A 19843-nucleotide genomic window follows, 5' to 3' on the forward strand; every position below is an offset into this window, starting at 1 on the left:
TGGACTCTCCTCGGGTTCGGGTCAGTAGGTGGCGCGGAGCACCCGGCGGATCGCACCCATGCCCACCAGGCCGAGCACGAAGAGGACGATGCCCACGGCCTGGCTGTAGCCGAGGTCGGTCTCGACGAAGGCCTTGCGGTAGACCAGGTACGACAACGTCGTCGTCGCGGTCCCCGGGCCGCCCTGGGTCAGCAGCAGCACGGTCTGGGCCGAGTTGAACAGCATCGACAGGAACTGCAGCATCGTGACGACGCCGATGAAGTCGCGGGCGATGGGCCAGTACATGCGCCACGCGATGCGCCAGTCCCCCGCGCCGTCGATGCGCGCGGCCTGCACGATCTCACCGTCCACACCGTCCAGTCGCGACGCGATGAGCACCGCGGAGTAGCCGATCCCGCTCCACAGCTCGACGGCGACGATCGCGCCCAGCGCCGTCGACGGGTCCGCGAGCCAGGCGGTGCCGTCGAACCCGAGCGGGCGCAGGATTCCGTTGAGGAGGCCGTCGGGGTTGAGCATCGCGTAGAACACCATCGCGGTCGCCGGAGCGGAGATGAGCGCGGGGATGAAGAGCAGGTAGCGCAACACCTTGTGGCCGCGGGGTTTCTGCACGACGTAGAACGCGAGCAGGAACGCCAGCACGATCATGACGGGCAGGCCGGCGACGATCTGCAGCGCCGAGTTCCCGGCCGCGGTCCAGAAGTTCTCGTCGGCGAAGACGCGGCGGAAGTTGTCCAGGCCCGCGAACCCCGGTTCGACGAGCATGCCGGGCCAGGACAGGAAGCCGATGACGATCATCGCCACGACCGGGCCGACCATGAAGACCGCGTACCAGATCAGCGCGGGCAGTGCGAAGCCGGGAAAGCGCTCCCGCATCGACGGGCGCCGGGCACGGCCGGGTGGCGTGGGAGTTTCGGGAGTGGTCGTGACGGCCACTTCGGTCAGAGCGGTCAAGGCAGGTCCTTCCTCACGCCGTGGCGTAGGCCCTCTCGAAGACGTCGATGATGCGGTCGGCGGAGATCCGGCCGTAGGCCGCGGCGGTGGCCTGGATCATCGGCTCGAACGCGTTCTGCGGGATGAGCAGGTCCGGCAGCAGCACCGGGGAGACCTGCTGCTCGGTGAGCCGCGACGCCTGGGCGACGAGCGGGAAGTTCTTGCTGACAGTGCTCGTGACCCGGCTCATGTCCCTGCCGGAGCCGAGGATCATCGCGTCGGTGACCTCGTCGGTGTAGAGGTGCTGCACGAACGGCTTGACCAGGTCGAGCTTCTTCGCGCCGTTCTCGCTGATCCAGATGCCGTGGCCGTTGAAGCTGCGGATCACGCTCGGGCGCTGGATCACGCCACCGCGGGACGGCACGGGCCAGCCCCCGACGGTGACCTCCTTCGCCCGTTCCGCGGGCACCTTCGCGAGCGCCGACGACATCGCCGGGACGATCGCGGCCTTGCCGGTGTTGAACTGCGTCAGCTCGGAGTCGGAGGTGTAGCCCTGGACGTCGTCGACGAAGACGCCGGCGTCCCTGAGCTCGACGAAGTGCCGGACTCCCGCGACGGCGCCGGGACTCTCGGAGAGCTTGCCGCTGGAGAAGACCTTCTTCGCCTCCTCGGTGGTGAGGAAGCCCTGGAGGATCTGCAGGAACATCTTCTGCCCGCTCCAGTCGGACCCGCCGACGGTCACCGGGCCGATCCCCTTGGAGCGCAACGCCTGCGCCACGGCGATCAGCTCGTCGGACGTCGTCGGGATCTGGACGCCGGCCTGGTCGAGCAGCCGCGTGTTGAACGAGACGGGCCAGTTGGTGCGGGTGAACGGGAACGCGCGCAGGTTGCCGTTCGCGTCGGTCCACTCCGCGAGCGCCTCGGGGATGATCTTGTCGCGCAGGTCCCACTCGTCGAGCAGGCCGGTGACCGGGATGGTCGCGCCGAGTCCCGTCCAGGAGAGCGTGCGGCCCTGCAGGTTCACCAGGGCGACGTCGGCCTCCGCGCTGGCGAGCGAGCTGGTCTCGAAGACGATCGGCAGGTCGGAGCCGTTCTTCAGCAACGCCACCGGGCGGCCGGTCCTGCGTTCGTACGTGGCGACGGCGTCGGCGAAGACCTGGGCGCCGGCCACCGCGCCGCTGAGCTGGGTGTGCACCGAGAGCGCGCCGGGCCGGTCCGAGGCGGGCATCAGCGCGCCGCACCCCGAGAGCACCGGCGCGGCGATGCCTCCTCCGATCGCGGCGCGCAGCAGTGTGCGCCTGCTGATGGCGTGGGACACAGGGCCTCCGCGGGATGGTCTTGTATAGCGGTACACATCAAGTGGCGAGCAAGGTATACCGCTTTACAAGGAGCGGTCAACGCCCCTAACCTCGGGGTGCCATGAGTGAACCCAGCACGAAGCGCGTGACGATCGCCGCGGTGGCCCGGCTGGCGGGCGTGTCGCCGTCCGCCGTGTCGCACGTCTTCAACGGACGGCCCAACGTCTCCGAAGCCACCGCGGCCCGCATCCGCGCCGCCGCCGACGAGCTCCACTGGCGCCCGAACTTCGCCAGCCGCAAGGTGTCCGGCCAGGGCGGCCGGAGCCTCGGCCTGGTCATCGCGCGGTCGCGCGGGACGTTCGGCCGCGACCCGTTCTTCATGCGCCTGCTCGCCGGGCTGACCGAACCGCTCGCCGACATCGGCTGGTCGCTGTCGCTGACGCTGGTGCGGGCCGAGGAGGAAGAGCAGGTCTACCGGCAGTGGTGGGGCGAGCAGCGCGTGGACGCGTTCCTGCTCGTCGACGTGCGCGACGACGACCCGCGGCTCGCGCTCGTCGAACAGCTCGGCGCGCCCGCCGCCCTGCTCGGTGCCCCCGTCCCCGGTCCCGTCGCCGCGGTGACCGTGCGGGACGGCACGGCGTTCGCCGAGGCGGTCGAGCACCTCACCGGACTGGGCCACCGCAGCATCGCGCGCGTCACCGACGCCCCCGGCCTCGCCCACACCCGTGCGAGGGACAAGCGGTTCCGCGGCGCCGCACGGGACCGCGGCGTCAAGGCGGCGCTGGCCGCGTGGAACCCGGCCGCCGCCGACCCCGTCGCCGACCTGCTCGGCCGGTTGGGGGACGCGACGGCGATCATCGTCGACAGCGAGACGATCGCCGCCGAGATCGTCGCCCACGCACCGGAGGTCGGTGTGCGCGTGCCCGAGCAGCTCTCGGTGATCGCGTGGGAGGACTCCTGGGTGTCGTCGATCGTGCGCCCGCGCCTGACCGCCTTCGACGCCCCCGTCGAGGAGAGCGCCCGCGCCGCCGTCGCCCTGCTCGAACGGCTCGTCCGCGGCGAGGACGTCACCGCCCAGACCGTCAGCGGCCGCCGCCTGCTCGTCCGCGAGTCCACGGCGCCCGCTCCGCACAACCGCGAGGGAAGCTCTTGACCACCACCGTGCCGAGGTTCGGCGTCAACTACACCCCGTCGAAGGACTGGATGTTCCAGTGGATGGCCGTCGAGCCCGACGCCGTGCGCGCGGACTTCGAGGCGATCGCCGGACTCGGCGCCGACCACGTGCGGGTGTTCCCGCTGTGGCCGGTGCTGCAACCGAACCGCACCCTCATCCGGCAGCGCGCCCTCGACGACATCGCCCTCGTCGCCGACCTGGCCGCCGAGTCCGGCCTCGACATCGCGGTCGACGTCATCCAGGGCCACATGTCCGGCTTCGACTTCGTCCCGGCCTGGCTGGTGAACTGGCACAACGGCAACATGTTCACCGACCGGCCGGCCGTCGAGGCGCAGGCCGCGCTCGTCGCCGCCGTCTACGACGCGGTGCGCGACAAGCCGAACTTCCTGGGCCTCACGCTCGGCAACGAGCTCAACCAGTTCCAGCTCCCCAACCCCGCGGCGATGCCCGCCACCACCGCCCAGGTGAGCCACTGGCTGACGTCGCTGCTGGACGCCCCGCGCGACCGCGACCCCCGCCACGTCGTGACCCACAGCGAGAACGACCACCTCTGGTACCGCGACGAGCACCCGTTCGTGCCCACCCACGCGAGCCGCCTGGGCGACATGACGACCGTGCACTCGTGGATCTTCAACGGCACCGCCGCCCGCTACGGCGCCCTGTCACCGCAGTCGGTGCGGCACGCGGAGTGGATGATCGAGCTGTCGAAGGCCTTCGCGACCGACCCCGGCCGGCAGGTGTGGCTGCAGGAGGTCGGCGCGCCGTCGATGAACCTGGCCGAGGCGGAGATGCCGGAGTTCTGCACGCGCACCGTCGAGGCCGCGCTCACCACCACCGACCTGTTCGCGATCACCTGGTGGTGCTCGCACGACGTGTCGCGTTCGCTCGGCGACTACAAGGACCTCGAGTACTCGCTCGGCCTGCTCGACACAGAGAACCGGGTGAAGCCGCTCGGCCGCCGGTTCGCCGAGCTGGTCGCCGAGGCTCGGACCGGTGTCCGGCCGGTTGCCCGGACCGTGGGTGTCGTCGTGGACGTGGACGAGGACGACCTGCCGGTGTCGCGTGCTGCTCTGGGGCCTGGTGGGGGTGTTTTCGAGCGGTGGCACGCGTTGCGCGAGGAGGGTGTGGACGTCGCTGTCGTCACCAGTGCTGTGGCTGCTTCGCCTGCGGCGTTGGAGGCGCGGGGGATTCGGGTGCTCGACCGTGTGGCGGTGTCCTGACCGGGGTCAGGTCCACTCGGTCAGCTCTGCGCTGTCCGACCCCAGGTCCGACGTGAGCACCCGCAGCACGTCCGGCGCCTCCTGCCGCTGCGGCACCAGGTGCAACCGCTCGATCCCGTCAGCACCGGGAATCGCCGCAGTGCAGGCGCAGTCGGCGGTGCCGAAGCCCGCGAACCGGTAGGCGATCTCCATCATGCGGTTGCGGTCGGTGCGCTTGAAGTCGGCGACGAGGTGCACGCCGGCGCGGGCCGCCTGGTCGGTGAGCCAGCGGAGCAGGGTGGCGCCGACGCCGAAGGCCACCACGCGGCAGGAGGTGGCCAGGAGCTTCAGGTGCCAGGCGGCGGGGAGCTTCTCCAGGAGCATCACGCCCACCGCGCCGTGCGGGCCGAACCTGTCGGTCAGGCTGATGACGAGGACCTCGTGCGCCGGGTCGTCCACATAGGACCGGAGTGTGTCCTCGGAGTAGTGGACGCCGGTGGCGTTCATCTGGTTGGTGCGGAGGGTCAGTTCCTCGACGCGGCTGATCTCGTCCTCGTGGGCGCGGGCTATGCGCAGTTCCATGGACAGGGAGCGGAGGAACTCCTCGTCGCTGCCCTCGTGCGCGTCGCGTTCGGCGGTGCGGCGGAAGCCCGCCTGGTACATCTCCCTGCGGCGCTTGGCGTCCACGGTGACGAGGGGTGGGCTGAACTCCGGCAACGAGGTCAGGGCCAGGGCCTGGGAGGCCTCGTAGACGCGGACCTCGGGGAGGTGGTGGGCCACCTCGGCTCGTTCCACCGGCATGTCGTCGATGAAGGCGATGGTGTTCACGCCGATGTTGAGGTCGGCGACGATCTGCTTCACGGCCTCGGACTTGCGGCCCCAGCTGATCCGCGGGACCACGAAGTACTCGGCGATCCGCAGCTTCTCCAGCTGCGCCCAGGCGTGGTCGTGGTCGTTGCGGCTGGCCACGGACTGGAGGATGCCGCGGGCGTCGAGCTCGATGACGACGTCGCGGATCTCGTCGGCCAGCACCACCTCGCCGTCCTCCAGCAGGGTGCCCTGCCAGAGGGTGTTGTCGAGGTCCCAGACCAGGCACTTCACCAAAGGTTTGTCGGTCACGGCCGTGCTCCCCCGTCGTGGTCTACTGGGCCGCCAGCAGCGCGCGTTCGGCCAGCACCAACTGGCTGATCTCGCTGCTGCCCTCGATGATCTCCATCAGCTTCGCGTCGCGGAACGCCCTGGCGACCACGCCGCCGTCCTGGGCTCCCGCGGAGGCGAGGACCTGCACGGCCGTCGCCGCGCCGCGAGCAGCCGCGGTGGAGGCGACGTACTTGGCCAGGACCGCGGCCGCGCCCATGTCTGGTGAGCGGGCGTCCCAGGACTGGCTGGCGTCCTCGCACATCTTCGTCGCGGTGCGCTCGGCCACGTACAGCTCGGCCAGGTGCCTGGCGACCAGCTGGTGCTGGGCGAGGGTGCTGCCGAACTGCTCACGGGTGCCCGCGTGCCTGCCGGCTTCGGTCAGGCAGGCCCTCAGCATGCCGACACTGCCCCACGCGACGGACAGCCTGCCGTAGGTCAGGGCCGTGGTCACGAGCAGGGGCAGCGGGAAACCCCGGCCGGACAGCACGGACGACAGCGGCAGGCGGACGTTGTCGAGGTCCACTGTGGAGTGGCCGGCGGCGCGGCAGCCCAGCGGGGCGGGTACGCGTTCGACGCGCACGCCCGGTGCGGTGGTGGGGACGACGGCCACCGCGGTGTCGGTGCCGAAGCGGCCGAACACCAGGACGACGTCGGCGTAGGCCGCGGCGGTGATCCAGGTCTTGCGGCCGGTGACCACGACGGTGTCGCCGTCGCGCTCGATCCGCGTGCTGATCGCGGACAGGTCGCTGCCGGCGCCGGGCTCGCTGAACGCGACGGCGGCCAGGGTGCCACCGGTCAGCTGGCCCAGGTACTCGCTGTGCTGATCGCGGGTGCCGAAGCGCTGGATCGTCCAGGCGGCCATCCCCTGCGAGGTCATCAGGCTGCGCAACGAGCTGCACAACGCGCCGGTGTGCGCGGTCAGCTCGCCGTTGTCCACACCGGACAGTTCCAGGCCGCCGTGCCGGGCGGGGACCTCGGCGCACAGCACGCCTTTGGCGCCCAGGCCGCGCACGACCTCGTGCGGGATCCAGCCGGCCAGGTCCCACTCGGCGGCGCTGTCGCCGACCGCCTCCGTGACCAGGGCCGCGGCGTCAGACACCGCTGTTCTCGCTCAGGCGCAGCACCAGGTCGGTCATCTTGTTGACGGTGCGGAAGTTGTCGACGGCGAGGTCCTCGCCGAGCACCATCACGTCGAAGGTCTTCTCCACGTAGACGACGAGCTCCATGGCGAACATGGACGACACGACGCCGGAGGCGAACAGGTCGACGTCCGGCTCCCAGGCCTGCTTGGTCCGCGACAGCAGGAACTCCTGGAGGTTCTCGCTGATCGCGGTCGGGGTGGTCGCCGCAAGGGAGTCGGTCATGATCTCCGCACACCTCTGGTCTCGTCGGAACGGTTACGCGGTCTTCTTGTGCGCCAAGGTGATGCCGTCGGCCATGGTCAGCAGGGCGAGGTCCACCCGCTCGTCGTCGCGCAGGCGGGCGTTGAGCCGGCGGATGGCCTCGGTGTCCGGGTCGCGCGCGTCCTGGTCGACCACGCGGCCGAAGTACAGGGTGTTGTCGACGACCACGAGGCCGCCGGGGCGCAGCAGGGTCAGCGCGTGCTCGTAGTAGAGCTCGTAGCCGGCCTTGTCCGCGTCCACGAACACGAGGTCGAACGTCCCCGCCAGGCCGTCGGACACCAGTGCCGCCATCGTCTCCGCGGCGTCGCCGAGGCGGAAGTCGATGCGGTCGGCCACGCCCGCGCGCTTCCAGTAGCCCGCCGCGACACTCGGCCACTTGCGGTCGACGTCGCAGGTGATGATCCGGCCGCCCGGAGCCAGGGCCCTGGCCATGCACAGCGTGCTGTAGCCGGTGAACGTGCCGATCTCCAGCACCGAACCGGCGCCGATCAACCGGACGAGCAGCGCCAGGAGCTGCGCCTCCTCCGGCATGGTCACCATGGAGTGGTAGGCGGGCATGCGCTCGGTCTCCCCGCGCAGCCCGGCCAGGATCTCGTCGTCGCGCAACGACACTTCCCGCACGTACGCCAGCAGTTCGGGCGTGGCGTCGACCTGCGCGGCCATCAGCGCAGTCCCGCGGGCAGCGCGCCGCCGGCGTCGGTGTAGGAGTAGAAGCCACGGCCGGTCTTGCGGCCGAGGTCGCCGTCGGCCACCTTGCGCAGCAACGCCCCGCTCGGCCGGAAGCTGTCGTCGCCGGTGCGTTCGTGCAGCACGCGCAGCGAGTCGACGAGGTTGTCGATGCCGATCAGGTCGGCGGTGCGCAGCGGTCCGGTCGGGTGCCCGAGGCAGCCCTCCATCAGCGCGTCGACCGCCTCGACCGTCGCCCTGCCCTCGTGGACGAGCTCGGCGGCGTCGTTGATCATGCGGTGCAGCACGCGGCTCGTGACGAACCCCGGCCCGTCGCCGACCACGACTCCCCTGCGTCCCAGGGCTTCGAGCAACGACGACAGCGCCGCCATCGCGTGCTCGCCGGTCCGCGAGCCGCGGATCACCTCGACCGTCTCGATCAGGTAGGGCGGGTTCATGAAGTGCACGCCCAGCAGGTCCTCCGGCCGGGGCGCGGACGCGGCGAGCTCGTCGACCGGGATGGACGAGGTGTTCGTGACCAGCAACGTGCCGGGCGCCACCACGGCGGCCACGTCGATGTGCGCCTTGACCTTCAGCTCGGCGACCTCGGTGATCGCCTCGACCACGACGGTCGCGTCCGCGGCGTCGGCGACCGACGTGCCGGTGCGCAGCTCCCCCGGCTTCCGGTCGCGCGGCAACGCGCCGGTGAGCTGTCCCAGCCGCATCTCCTGGCGCACCTGGTCCGCCGCGGGACCCAGCACGGCGGGGTCGACGTCGACCAGCGTCACCGGCAGGCCGCGGCCCAGCGCGAGCGCGGTGATGCCCTTGCCCATCACGCCCGCGCCGAGCACGGCCAGACGGTGCCCGGCACTGTCCTGCGTCACCACGACCTCCGAAAGCGCGTGAAAGAGGAATTCGCGGGAAAATCATTTCCCCGGTGATCACCACGCTACTGAGGGCGCATTTTCCGCTCAACCCCTGTCCGGGACCCCTAAGAACGACACAGGCGAGTTCCCGGAACGCGAGGAATCCGGGGTGTGGCCACACCCCGGATTTCTCACGAACGCTCGGCGAGCGGTGTCACTGCCCCATGCTGCCGACGAGCGCCTCGGGCTTCTCGCGCTTGGAGTACAGCTCCCAGTAGTTCTCCGCGAACTCCTCGGGGCTGTACGCCTCGACCTCGAAGTCGATGTTCGGCCGGGAGGTGATCATGTTGTAGGGCACGCTGCCCTTGATCAGCGCGCCGATGTTCACCGCGCCGACGTACACGCCCTTGTCGGCGAGCAGGCCGTTGAGGTTGTAGAAGTAGTTGCGCAGCGCCGCCTGGCCCATGCCGGCGTTGCCGAGCATCGGCGTCGGGTACACGCCCGACTGGCCGCCGGTGAAGATGATCGCGCCGTCGCCGCGCTCGACCATGGCCGGCAGAGCGGCGTTGACCAGCGCGACACCGGTGAGGACGAACTCGTCGAAGATCGCCTGCAGGCTCTCCGGCGTGATGTCGAGCGCGGGCACGATGCCCTCGCCCATGCTGCCGCCACCCGGGCTGAAGATCGCGGCGTCGATCTGGCCGTACGCCTTCGTGATCGCCTCGACGGCGCCGGGGATCTGGGTGCGGTCGGAGACGTCGGCGGAGAAACCGGCCGCCTCGATCCCGTCGTTCGCGAGCTCGGCGACCAGCTTGTCCTGGTTCTCCTTGGTCCGCGAGACCAGCGCGACGCGGAAGCCCTCACGCCCGAAGCGGCGCGCGACGGCCAACCCCAAGACAGGGCCGGCGCCAAAGATGGCAAGAGTCTTGGGCATCTGACAAAGCTCCTTCTGTCGGTCCACTAAGTTGAGGACAGCCTCAACTAGGCCGACTATACACAGAAGTTGAGGACGACCTCAACATGCTAGGATTCGGGCCATGAGCAGCCGCACCAAGCCCCTGCGCCGGGACGCGCAGCGCAACCGGGACCTGCTGGTCGAGGCCGCGCGGCAGCTGTTCGCCGTCCACGGGCTGGACGTCGCGCTCGAGGAGATCTCCCGCACCGCCGGGGTCAGCATCGGCACGCTCTACAACCACTTCCCCAACCGCGCGGACCTGGTGGACGCGGTGTTCAGCGACCGCGCGCAGACGGTCAGGCAGATCGCCGAGCACTCGCTCGCGATGCCCGACGCGTGGGACGGCCTGGTGCACTTCCTGGAACGGATCTGCGAGCTGCAGGCCAACGACCGCGGCTACAACGACCTGATCTCGCGGCGCGTCCCGCAGGCCACGCCGACCGAGGCGCACCTGCACGGGTTCCAGCTGATGAGCCGGATCCTGGACCGCGCGATCGAGGCGGGCGTGCTGCGGCCCGACTTCACGATGGCCGACCTGGCGTTCCTGACCTGGGCGACGGCCCGCACGGTCGAGGCGACGGGGTCGGTGCGACCGGACCTGTGGCGCCGGCACCTCGGCCTGATGCTCGACGGCATGCGCGCCGGAGCGGCCCACCCGCTGGCCGTGCCGCCCATCAACCCGGAGGAGCTGAACCGGGCGATGACGGGCGACTGCGGCTGAACACGCGAAGCCGAAGGCGAGCCAAGCGCGAAGGCGAAGCCGAGCAGTCCTCTTTGGCTTGAGACAGAAGGTTCCGGTGGGGTGGTCCCGTCACGAGCCGTGCAAAGCACTCGCTGCACCAGGTCAGGGGTGTCAAACCGCCACGCTTTTCGGCGGTTTGACACCCCTGACCTGGTGTGGCTCGCTCTGCCCGGTTCGGGACGGGATCACCCCACCCGAACCGCACCACCCACGCAACAGCAAGCCGCCCAACCCAACAGGCGTGCCATCAACCCACGAACGGCGCCGGCCCGGTCTTTGATCAGCTGGCGGGGTCCGGGGCGGAGCCCCGCGCCTGAAACAGGCACCCAACACGCCAAGGCGACCACCCGCGATCAGACGACCTGGGTCTTGCTCTCCACCGGGAACTCGCTGCCCGGCGTGCAGCTGATCGGGTAGTCCGACGTGGTCACCCAGATGTTGCCGGGCCGGAACTCGTACGCCCCCGGCTCCTCCGCCACGAACTCCGCGTGGCCACCGGTGAGCAGCACGTTCTTCCCGGTGAACACGAAGTTCGCGTTGACCAGCCCGTCCGCCTTCAGCTCGTGCGAGACCGGCCCGTCGACCCGCACGAACACGTGACCGTGCACGTCGCCGACCGCGCGGTCCTTGATCGTCGGGTGCAGCGTGCGCAGGGTCAGCTCGATGTTCACGACCTCGCCGACCTTGACCTCGTCGGGCGTGGTGATCGTGATCTCGATGTCGCTGGCCTGCGGGTCGGGGATGCGCTCCGACGACGCCAGGTAGGTGAAACGTCCCATGGTTGTCCTCCAGTCCTCACCATTCGACCGGCAGGGCGAACGCCCCGCGCAGCCGTCGTTCGTCCTTCCACGGCACGTCCTGCGCCGGGACCGCGAGCCGGATCTTGGGGAACCTGCTGGTCAGCGCGCCGATGGCGGCACGCATCTCGACCTTGGCCAGCTGTGCTCCCACGCAGTGGTGCGCGCCGTACCCGAAGCCGAAGTGCGGGTTGTGGGCGCGGCCGAGGTCGAGCTGGTCGGCCTGCGGGAACACCTTGTCGTCGCGGTTGGCCGAGTTGAGCTCGATGAACACGGCGTCGCCCTTGCGGATCCGCACACCGCCCAGTTCGAGGTCGGCCATGGCGATGCGCGGCACGTTGCCCGCCTCGCTGAGCAGCGGGCAGTAGCGCGACAGCTCCTCGATCGCGGTGTCGAGGATGCCGGGGTCGGCCAGCAGGCGGTTCAGCTGCTCGGGGTGCGTGAACAGCGTGTAGGCGAAGTTGCCGATCTGGTTGGCGGTCGTCTCGTAGCCGCCGATCAGCAGGGTCACGCCGAAGAGGACCAGCTCCTCCTCGCTGAGCTTGTCCCCCTCGTCGCGGGCGGCGACGAGCATGCCGAGCATGTCGTCGGTCGGCGTGCGGCGGCGCTGGTCGACGAGGTTCGCGATGTAGGCCATGACGTCGGCGAACGCCTGCTCGCTCTCCTGCGGGCTGACGGACGTGATCGCGACCATCGCGTCGGACCACTCGTGGAACTTGTCGCGGTCCTGCAGCGGCACGCCGAGCAGCTCGCAGATCACCGTCATCGGCAACGGGTAGGCGAGCGACTCCAGCAGGTCGGCCGGGGAGCCCTTCTCCTCCATCCGGTCGAGCAGCTCGGTGACGACCTGCTCCACGCGCGGCCGCAGCAGCTCGGTCTGCCGGGCGGTGAACGCCTTGTTGACCAGCTTGCGCAGCCGGGTGTGGTGCGGCGGGTCGAGGTCGATGATCGTCGGCGGGCCGGTGCGCACCTCCGGGTTGGGGCGCGGGCACTCCTTGCCGAACGCCTCGAACCGGCTGAACCGCGGGTCGGTGAAGACGGTCTTGATGTCCTCGTGGCTCGTCACCAGCCAGGCGTCGCCGCCGTACGGCAGGCGCACGCGCGAGACCGGTTCGGTGGCCCGCAGGTGCGCGAACGTGGGATCCAGGTGGAGCCCGGAGGCCGCGCTGAACGGGTAGTTCCTCGGTTCCTGCGCAGTCGTCATGCGTATCCCCCTCTTGCTCAGGGCTCGTCCTGCTCAGGCCTCGGTCCGGCCCAGCAGCTGCGCGCGGTGCGCGGTGAAGAACGCGGCCAGCGAGGTGGCCGGGCGGCCGGTCAGGCGGGGCACGGTGTGCGTGACGACGTCGAACCAGCCGGCCTCGGCGCAGGTCCAGAACTCGAACCCGGCCCGCAGCGCCTGTTCGGGCACCGACGAGGTCAGGGCCCGCGGCAGGCGGGCCAGGTAGGTGTCCCAGTCGCTGCTCTCACCGGGCTCGTGGGTCACGGGACGGCCGGTGGCCTCGGTCAAGGCCTCGGCGACGTCGCCGTGGTCGAGCGCGGCCGGTCCCGACACGTCGACGTACTGGCCCTCGTGGCCGCCCGCGGCGAGCAGGGCGGCCCCGACCTCGGCCGAGTCCTCCCACGTCACCCAGCCGACGTGCCCGGAGCCGTGGGCGGTGGCGAGCGTGCCCGACGCCACGGCTTCGGCCAGCGGTAACGTCATCAGCAGCACGTCCGGTTCGACGTTGAGCCTGACCACGGTGAACGGCACGCCCGACTCGGCCAGCGCCCGCTCGGTCGCGCCGTGCTCCGGCATCAGCGACAGCGGGTGGCCGGGCTCGCCGGCGCGCACCATCGACTGGTAGAGCACGTGGCCAGCACCGGCTTTCGCCGCCGCTTCGAACGCGGTGCGGTGCAGTTCGGTGCGCCGGCCGAGGCTGCGCGCGCCCGTGGCGGACACGAGCACCCGTTCGGCGCCGTCGAACGCGGCGGTCAGCGAGGCCGGGTCGGTGAAGTCGCCCTGCCGGACGACGACGCCCAGGTCGGCGACGCGGTCGGGGGTGCGGGTGACGGCGATGATGCTGCTCGCGTCCACGCGTTCCCGCAGGCGTTCGACGGCCAGCCGCCCGAATCGTCCGGACGCCCCGGTGACGACGTACATTTGTTCCTCTCACCGGCGAGTATTCGTCCGGAGAATTCCCCGGAAATCGTTCGACTGAGGCTATCCGGGCCGGAGAAAGGCCCGGAACCCCTGACGATCACCCCTACAAACCGCCGATCCAGTCCGACACCGCGCGGGCGGTGGCGGGGGCGTGTTCCTCCATCACCGTGAAGTGGTCGCCGGGGACGTCGGCCACGGTGTCGGCGTACTTCCAGGCGCTGCGCCAGTCCTCGGCCGTGCCGGACCAGGCGGGGACCCGTTCGGTGGCCCTCAGCAGCAGGGTCGGCACGGCCACCGCCGACGGCGTCCAGTCGAGGTCGAGGTAGCGGGCCATCGCGGTGAGCCAGGCGTCGCCCGCGTCCTCCGGCGGCCGGCGCCGGTCGTCGAGCAGCCCGCCGAGCAGGCCGGGCAGCACGGCGTCGGCGGTGTTCTCGCCGGACGGGTAGACGTCGACCAGCGCGATGCCCGCCGGTGCGAGTCCCCGCTGCTCCAGGCGGTTCGCCACGGCGTGCGCCACCAGTCCGCCGGAGGAGTAGCCGACCAGCACGAACGGCTGGTCGCCCGCTTCCCTGCGCACCACCTCGGCCATCACCTCCGACACCGCCGCCGCGTCGGCCGGAACCCGTTGCCCCGCCACGAAACCGGGCTGGGGCAGCACTGAGACGTCCCGCTCGCCGCGCAACGCCGCGCCGAACCGGGCGAACTGGTGCGCGCCCGAGCGGCCGACGAACGGCGGGAAGCAGATCAGCCTCGGTGTGGCCGGGCCGTGGACCAGCCGGACCGGGTCCGGCAGCTCCCCCGCGTCCAGCGGGCCTTCGAACGACGTGCGGAACCCGGCGGTCTGCCGCAGCAGTCCCATGAACTCGCCCGAGCGTCCCAGGTGGACCGAACGCTGGAAGAGCCCGACGATGCTGTCACCCGGTGCCGGGTCGGCGGCCGGGGCCGCCGGGAGGTCGGCGAACTCCGCGGCCAGCCGCTGCGCCACGGTGACCGGGGTCGAGTCGTCGGCGATCAGCGTGGACCGCACTCGCAGCCCGGTCGCCGTGCTCAGCCGGTTGCGCAGCTCCACCAGCGACAACGAGTCGAAGCCCAGCTCGAACAGGCCCTTGGTGACGTCGACGGCGTCCGCGCCGGCGTGGCCCAGCACCACGGCGGTGTGCTCGCGGACCAGGTCGAGCACGAGCTGGTCGCGGTCCTGCGGCGGCGCTTCGGCCAGACGTTGTTCGAGCGAAGCGGTTTCGGTGGTCGCGACCGCCGCTTGGCGGGGTGCGGTGCCGACGACGTGCCGCAGCAGCGGGGGAACGCTTTCGCGCGGCTGGGAGCGCAGGGCGCCGAGGTCGAGCCGGACGGCCGCGACGACGGGCAGGGCGCTGTCCAGGGCGAGGTCGAACAGGTCCAGGCCTTGGCGGGCCGGCAGCGGCTGGATGCCGGAGCGGGCGAGGCGGTGCAGGTCGGTGGCGTCCAGGTCGCCCGTGATGGCGCTGCGGTCGGCCCACAGGCCCCACGCGATCGACGTGGCGGGCAGCCCGCGGGACCGGCGGTGCCAGGCCAGGCCGTCCAGGGCCGCGTTCGCCGCCGCGTAGTTGGCCTGCCCCGCGCCGCCGAGGAGCCCCGACACGGACGAGAACAGCACGAACGCGCCGAGGTCGCGCTCGGCCACCAGCTCGTGCAGGTGCACGGCCGAGTCCACTTTGGACCTGAGCACCCGGTCGACCTGGTCGGTGGTCATCGAGCCGACCACGGCGTCGTCGATGACGCCCGCCGCGTGCACGACTCCGGTGAGCGGGCCGATCTCGTCCAGCAACCGGAGGGTGTCCTCGCGGTCGGCCAGGTCGCAGGCGACCACGTCGACGCGGGCGCCGAACCTGCCGAGCTCGGCCCCCAGCTCCGCCACGCCCTCCGCCGCGGAGCCACGTCGTCCGGCCAGCACGACCCGCCGGACCCCGCGCGTGGTCACGAGGTGCCGGGCCACGAGTCCGCCGAGCACGCCCGTTCCGCCGGTGACGAGCCAGGTCCCGGACGGGTCGGCGACGGGCGGCACGGTCAGCACGATCTTGCCGACGTGCCGCGCCTGGCTCATGAACCGGAACGCCTCCCGCGCGTCGCGGACGTCCCACGCGCGCACGGGAAGCGGCGTCAAGGCTCCGGCGGAGAACAACGCGAGGACCTCGCGCAGCATCGCGCCGAGCCGGTCGGGGCCGGCCTCGTGCAGGTCGAACGGCCGGTACCGCACGCCCGGCACGTCGTCGCGCAGGTCGGTCTTGCCCATCTCCAGGAAACACCCGCCGGGGGCGAGCAACCGCAGCGACGCGTCGACGAACTCACCCGCGAGCGAGTTGAGGACGACGTCCACGCCGCGTCCGCCCGTCACCGCGCGGAACTCGGCCTCGAAGTCGAGCGTGCGCGAGGACGCGATGTGGTCCGCGGCGACGCCGGCCGCCCGCACCGAGGCCTGCTTGGCCGGGCTCGCGGTCGCGAAGACCTCCAGCCCGAGGTGCCGCGCCAGCTGGACGGCCGCCATGCCGACTCCCCCGGCGGCCGCGTGCACCAGAACGCGGGCGCCCGGCTGTGCTCCGGCCAGGTCGACCAGACCGAGGTACGCGGTGAGGAACACGACCGGCACGGACGCCGCCTGCGCGAACGACCAGCCGTCCGGTATCGGGGCGAGGAGCCGGTGGTCGGTGACGGCCACCGGGCCGAGCGCGTCGGTGACCAGGCCGAACACCCGGTCCCCCGGCGCGATGCCGGTGACGCCGGGGCCGACCTCGGTGACGACGCCCGCGCCCTCGCTGCCCAGCCGGCACTCGCCGGGGTACATGCCCAGGGCCATCAGGACGTCGCGGAAGTTCAGGCCGGTGGCGCGCATCGCCACCGCGACCTCGCCCGCGGCCAAGGGGGTGGTCGCGGCCGGGTTGGCGACGACCGCGAGGTTCTCGAGCGATCCGGTCGCGGTGACGTGCACCCGCCAGGCGCGGCCGAGCTCGTCCGGGACCTCCAGCCCGGCGGTCCTGAGTGGACCGAGGCGCGGGGTGAGGAGCTGCCCGGACCGCACGGCCACCTGGGGTTCGCCGCTCGCCAGCACGTCGCCGAGGCAGTCCTCGACGTCCGCGTCGACGTCGACGAGCACGAACCGGCCCGCGTTCTCGGTCTGCGCCGACCGCACCAACCCCCACACGGCGGCGTGCGCGACGTTCGGAACGTCCTCGCCCGGTGCTGTCGCGACCGCTCCCCCGGTCACCACGACGAGCCGCGACGAGGCGAACCTGTCGTCGGCGAGCCAGGCCCGCACGGTCTCGTGCACACCGTGCGCGACCGCGTGGACGTCGGTGACCAGATCACCCCGCCCGGACTCGCAGACGAGCACGACGAACTCGGGAACGGTTGTCAGAGAAGCGAGCCCGCCGGCAGCGAGCACCGTCCACTGTGGCCTTACGCCGGACGGGACGACGGCGGGTGCCCAGTCGAGCTGGTAGGCGTGGTCGGGCCGGGACGCGAGCCTGCCCGGCGACACCGACCGCAGCTCCAGCGAGTCGACCGTCAGCACCGGCGCACCACCGGGGTCCGCCGCCGACACGGAGACGGTGCCCGGTCCGGTGGGCGTGATCCGCACGCGCAGCACGGACGCACCGGTCGCGTGCAGCGTCACGCCGGTCCACGCGAACGGCACGAGCGCCTCACCGGGTTTGGCCTCGGCCAGCTCCAGCGGCACCAGGTGCAGGGCGGCGTCCATCAACGCCGGGTGCAGCCCGAACCCGCTCGCCTCGTTGCGCAGGTGTCCCGGCAGCGCCACGTCGGCCAGCAGGTCGTCGCCGTGCCGCCACGCGGCCCGCAGGCCCTGGAACGCCGGGCCGTAGTCGTTGCCCCGGGAAGCCAGCCGCGGGTACGCGCCGGCGAGGTCGAGGGGCACGGCACCGGCGGGCGGCCAGCTCTGCCCGCCGCCGCAGTTGTTGCGCGGCCCCGGAACGGCGAACCCGCGCGCGTGCGACGTCCACGGCGTGCCCTGGGCGGCTTGGTCGAGCCGGGAGAACACCTCGACGGGACGACGTCCGTCCGCGTCCGGCACGCCCAGCCGCACCTGGATCATCACGTGGTCGTCCTCGGCCAGCACCAGCGGCCGTTCGAGGACGAGCTCCTCCAGCAGGTCGCAGCCGGTCTCGGCGGCCGCGGCGACGGCGAGCTCGACGAACGTGGTCCCCGGCAGCACCAGCGCGGACCCGACCCGGTGGTCGGCGAGCCACGGGTGCGTCCTGGGCGAGATGGGGCCGGTGAACACCAGCTCCTGCGTGTCGGCCAGCTCGACCTTGTGCCCCAGCAGGGCGGTCGGCGCGGACAGCACGGTCTGGCCCGCGGCCACGGTCTCGGGCAGCTCCAGCCAGTACCGCTTGCGCTGGAACGCGTAGGTGGGCAGCTCGACGCGGCCCCGCGCGGGCACCAGCTCGGCCCAGTCGACCCGCTGGCCGGACACGTGCAGGCCGGCGAGCGCCGCCGTCAGCGCGGCGGGTTCGGGGCGGTCGCGGCGCAGCAACGGCAGGATGACCGTCTCGTCGGCGCTGTCGGCGACGCAGTCCGCGGTCATCGCCGACAGCACGCGGTCGGGCCCGAGCTCGACGAACCGGCTGACGCCCTGGCCGAGCAGGAACCGGATGCCCTCGTGGAAGCTGACCGGCTGCCGGACGTGCGCCGCCCAGTACTCGGGTGCGCAGACGTCCTCGGCGGTCGCGGCGCCGCCCGTCACGTTCGACACCATCGGAACGAGCGGCGGCGCGAACGACAGTTCTTCCAGCACGGACCGGAACTCCGCGAGGATCGGTTCCATGTGCGGCGAGTGGAACGCGTGCGAGACCCGCAGCCGCGTGGTCTTGACGCCCTGCTCGCGCCAGTGGCCGGCCACCCGCAGCACCACGTCCGTGTCGCCGGAGATCACCGTCGACTCCGGGCCGTTCACCGCGGCCACCGACACGCTGTCGGCCAGGTCGCGCAACGACTCCAGCACGACGTCGTGGCCCGCGCCGATGGCGACCATCGCGCCGGAAGCCGGTGCCCGCTGCATCAGCCTGCCGCGCGCGACCACGAGCCGTGCCGCGTCGGACAGCGACAGCACCCCGGCCACGTGCGCGGCGGTCACCTCGCCGACCGAGTGGCCCGCCACGAAGTCCGGCCGCACGCCGAACGACTCCAGCAGCCGCACGAGCGCGACGCCGAGCGCGAACAGCGCGGGCTGCGCCCACTGCGTCTGGTCCAGCACCGACTCGTCGGCGACCACCTCGTCGAGGGGACGCTCCAGCAACGGGTCGAGCACGCCGCAGACCTCGTCCCACGCCGTGGCGAACGCCGGGAACTCGTGGTGGAGCTCACGGCCCATGCGCACGCGTTGCGATCCCTGGCCGGAGAACAGGAACCCGGTCCGTCCCTGCACCACCTTGCCGCGCACGACGTCCGCACCCGAGCCGTCCTCCGCGAGGGAGGCCAGACCGGTGAGCAGGTCGGTGCGGTCGTGGCCCAGCACGACCGCGCGGTGGGTCATGTTCGACCGGGTGGCGGCCAACGCCGCCGCGATCCGCACGGGGTCGGTGTCCGGCCGGGCGGTCACGAAGTCCCGCAGCCGGGCGGCCTGCCCGCGCAGCGCACCGGGGTCGGCGGCCGACACGAGCCACGGCGTCAGGCTCGGTGGCACCACGGGGTTCTCGGCGTGGTCGGCGGGCCGGGGCTGTTCGATGATCACGTGGGCGTTCGTGCCGCTGACCCCGAACGCGGACACGGCGGCCCGGCGCGGGTGCCCGTTCTGCTTCCACTCCTGCGCCCGCGTGAGGAGCCGGACGGCACCGGCCTCCCAGTCGACGTGCTGGGACGGCCTGTCCACGTGCAGGGTCCTCGGCAGCAGGCCGTGCCGCATCGCCATGACCATCTTGATGATCCCGGCGATCCCGGCGGCCGCCTGCGTGTGGCCGATGTTCGACTTGATGGACCCCAGCCACAACGGGGTCTCGCGGTCCTGGCCGTAGGTCGCGAGCAGGGCCTGCGCCTCGATCGGGTCGCCGAGCGTCGTCCCGGTGCCGTGCGCCTCGACCGCATCGACGTCCGATGTGGACAGACCGGCGTCGGCGAGCGCGCGGCGGATCACACGTTGCTGCGACGGCCCGTTCGGTGCGGTGAGGCCGTTCGACGCGCCGTCCTGGTTCACCGCAGAGCCGCGGACGATCGCGAGGACCTGGTGGCCGTTGCGCTGCGCGTCCGACAACCGTTCCAGCAGCAGGACTCCGACGCCCTCACCCCAGCCCGTGCCGTCGGCTGCGTCCGCGAACGCCTTGCAGCGGCCGTCCTTCGACAACCCGCGCTGGCGGCTGAACTCCAGGAACACGCCGGGACTGGACATCACCGTGGCGCCGGCGACCAGGGCGAGCGTGCACTCGCCGCGCCGCAGCGCCTGCCGCGCGAGGTGCAGGGCCACCAGCGACGACGAGCAGGCGGTGTCGACCGTCATCGCCGGGCCCTCCAGCCCGAACGCGTAGGCGACCCGGCCGGACGCGGCGCTG

The 19843-nt window shown here is 71.8% G+C and carries 15 protein-coding genes; 3 read left to right on the forward strand and 12 right to left on the reverse strand.

Going from position 1 to position 19843, the window contains the following annotated elements; translation table 11 throughout:
* Positions 1 to 21: 21 nt before the first annotated feature.
* Together VF330_RS25845 and VF330_RS25850 are read right to left on the reverse strand one after the other, a co-directional pair.
* Positions 22 to 951: a sugar ABC transporter permease gene (locus VF330_RS25845; protein WP_330854267.1), complete on the reverse strand. Its 930-nt coding sequence runs from the start codon at positions 949 to 951 to the stop codon at positions 22 to 24.
* 13 nt (positions 952 to 964) lie between these two features.
* Positions 965 to 2248, reverse strand: coding sequence for an ABC transporter substrate-binding protein (locus VF330_RS25850; RefSeq protein ID WP_330854268.1), 1284 nt, complete (start codon positions 2246 to 2248; stop codon positions 965 to 967).
* Positions 2249 to 2349: 101 nt separating this feature from the next.
* Between VF330_RS25850 and VF330_RS25855 the strand changes: the two genes are divergently transcribed.
* Positions 2350 to 3381 carry a LacI family DNA-binding transcriptional regulator gene (locus VF330_RS25855; protein WP_330854269.1) on the forward strand — a complete coding sequence of 344 codons (1032 nt, stop codon included), beginning with the start codon at positions 2350 to 2352 and terminating at the stop codon, positions 3379 to 3381.
* Entirely contained in the window at positions 3378 to 4622 is a 1245-nt protein-coding gene (locus VF330_RS25860) for a glycosyl hydrolase (RefSeq protein ID WP_330854270.1), read from the forward strand. Before VF330_RS25855 ends, VF330_RS25860 begins: the two co-directional genes overlap by 4 nt.
* A gap of 6 nt (positions 4623 to 4628) precedes the next feature.
* Here VF330_RS25860 and VF330_RS25865 read toward each other — a convergent pair whose 3' ends face one another.
* From VF330_RS25865 to VF330_RS25890, 6 genes are all read right to left on the reverse strand, one after another.
* Positions 4629 to 5720 (reverse strand): HAD-IIIC family phosphatase, encoded by a 1092-nt coding sequence (locus tag VF330_RS25865; RefSeq protein WP_330854271.1) that lies wholly within the window; start codon positions 5718 to 5720, stop codon positions 4629 to 4631.
* Positions 5721 to 5742: 22 nt separating this feature from the next.
* The gene (locus tag VF330_RS25870) at positions 5743 to 6840 is read right to left on the reverse strand and encodes an acyl-CoA dehydrogenase family protein (protein WP_330854272.1); all 1098 of its coding nucleotides are present in this window, start codon (positions 6838 to 6840) and stop codon (positions 5743 to 5745) included.
* On the reverse strand, positions 6833 to 7105 hold the full coding sequence (locus tag VF330_RS25875; RefSeq protein WP_330854273.1) for an acyl carrier protein: 273 nt from the start codon (positions 7103 to 7105) through the stop codon (positions 6833 to 6835). The genes VF330_RS25870 and VF330_RS25875 overlap by 8 nt, the downstream gene beginning before the upstream one ends.
* 33 nt (positions 7106 to 7138) lie before the next feature.
* Positions 7139 to 7807, reverse strand: a complete 669-nt coding sequence (locus VF330_RS25880; RefSeq protein ID WP_330854274.1) for an O-methyltransferase — start codon at positions 7805 to 7807, stop codon at positions 7139 to 7141.
* Entirely contained in the window at positions 7807 to 8694 is an 888-nt protein-coding gene (locus VF330_RS25885; RefSeq protein ID WP_330854275.1) for a 3-hydroxyacyl-CoA dehydrogenase family protein, read from the reverse strand. Before VF330_RS25885 ends, VF330_RS25880 begins: the two co-directional genes overlap by 1 nt.
* Positions 8695 to 8890: 196 nt before the next feature.
* The gene (locus VF330_RS25890; RefSeq protein ID WP_330854276.1) at positions 8891 to 9610 is read right to left on the reverse strand and encodes an SDR family NAD(P)-dependent oxidoreductase; all 720 of its coding nucleotides are present in this window, start codon (positions 9608 to 9610) and stop codon (positions 8891 to 8893) included.
* Positions 9611 to 9713: 103 nt separating this feature from the next.
* Between VF330_RS25890 and VF330_RS25895 the strand changes: the two genes are divergently transcribed.
* Positions 9714 to 10352: a TetR/AcrR family transcriptional regulator gene (locus tag VF330_RS25895; protein WP_330854277.1), complete on the forward strand. Its 639-nt coding sequence runs from the start codon at positions 9714 to 9716 to the stop codon at positions 10350 to 10352.
* Between the two features lie 374 nt (positions 10353 to 10726).
* Here the strand turns inward: VF330_RS25895 and VF330_RS25900 are convergent, their stop codons facing one another.
* The 4 genes from VF330_RS25900 to VF330_RS25915 all read right to left on the reverse strand — a co-directional run.
* The gene (locus tag VF330_RS25900; RefSeq protein WP_330854278.1) at positions 10727 to 11152 is read right to left on the reverse strand and encodes a hypothetical protein; all 426 of its coding nucleotides are present in this window, start codon (positions 11150 to 11152) and stop codon (positions 10727 to 10729) included.
* Between the two features lie 16 nt (positions 11153 to 11168).
* Positions 11169 to 12374 (reverse strand): cytochrome P450, encoded by a 1206-nt coding sequence (locus VF330_RS25905; protein ID WP_330854279.1) that lies wholly within the window; start codon positions 12372 to 12374, stop codon positions 11169 to 11171.
* A 33-nt stretch (positions 12375 to 12407) separates the two neighbouring features.
* Complete coding sequence (locus tag VF330_RS25910; RefSeq protein WP_330854280.1) at positions 12408 to 13310, reverse strand: NAD(P)H-binding protein; 903 nt, start codon at positions 13308 to 13310, stop codon at positions 12408 to 12410.
* Between the two features lie 103 nt (positions 13311 to 13413).
* Positions 13414 to 19843 (reverse strand): SDR family NAD(P)-dependent oxidoreductase (locus VF330_RS25915; protein ID WP_330854281.1); only part of this gene is annotated, 6430 nt, incomplete at its 5' end.

Origin of the sequence: Lentzea sp., assembly GCF_036380075.1 — a bacterium.
Classification (GTDB): Bacteria; Actinomycetota; Actinomycetes; order Mycobacteriales; family Pseudonocardiaceae; genus Lentzea.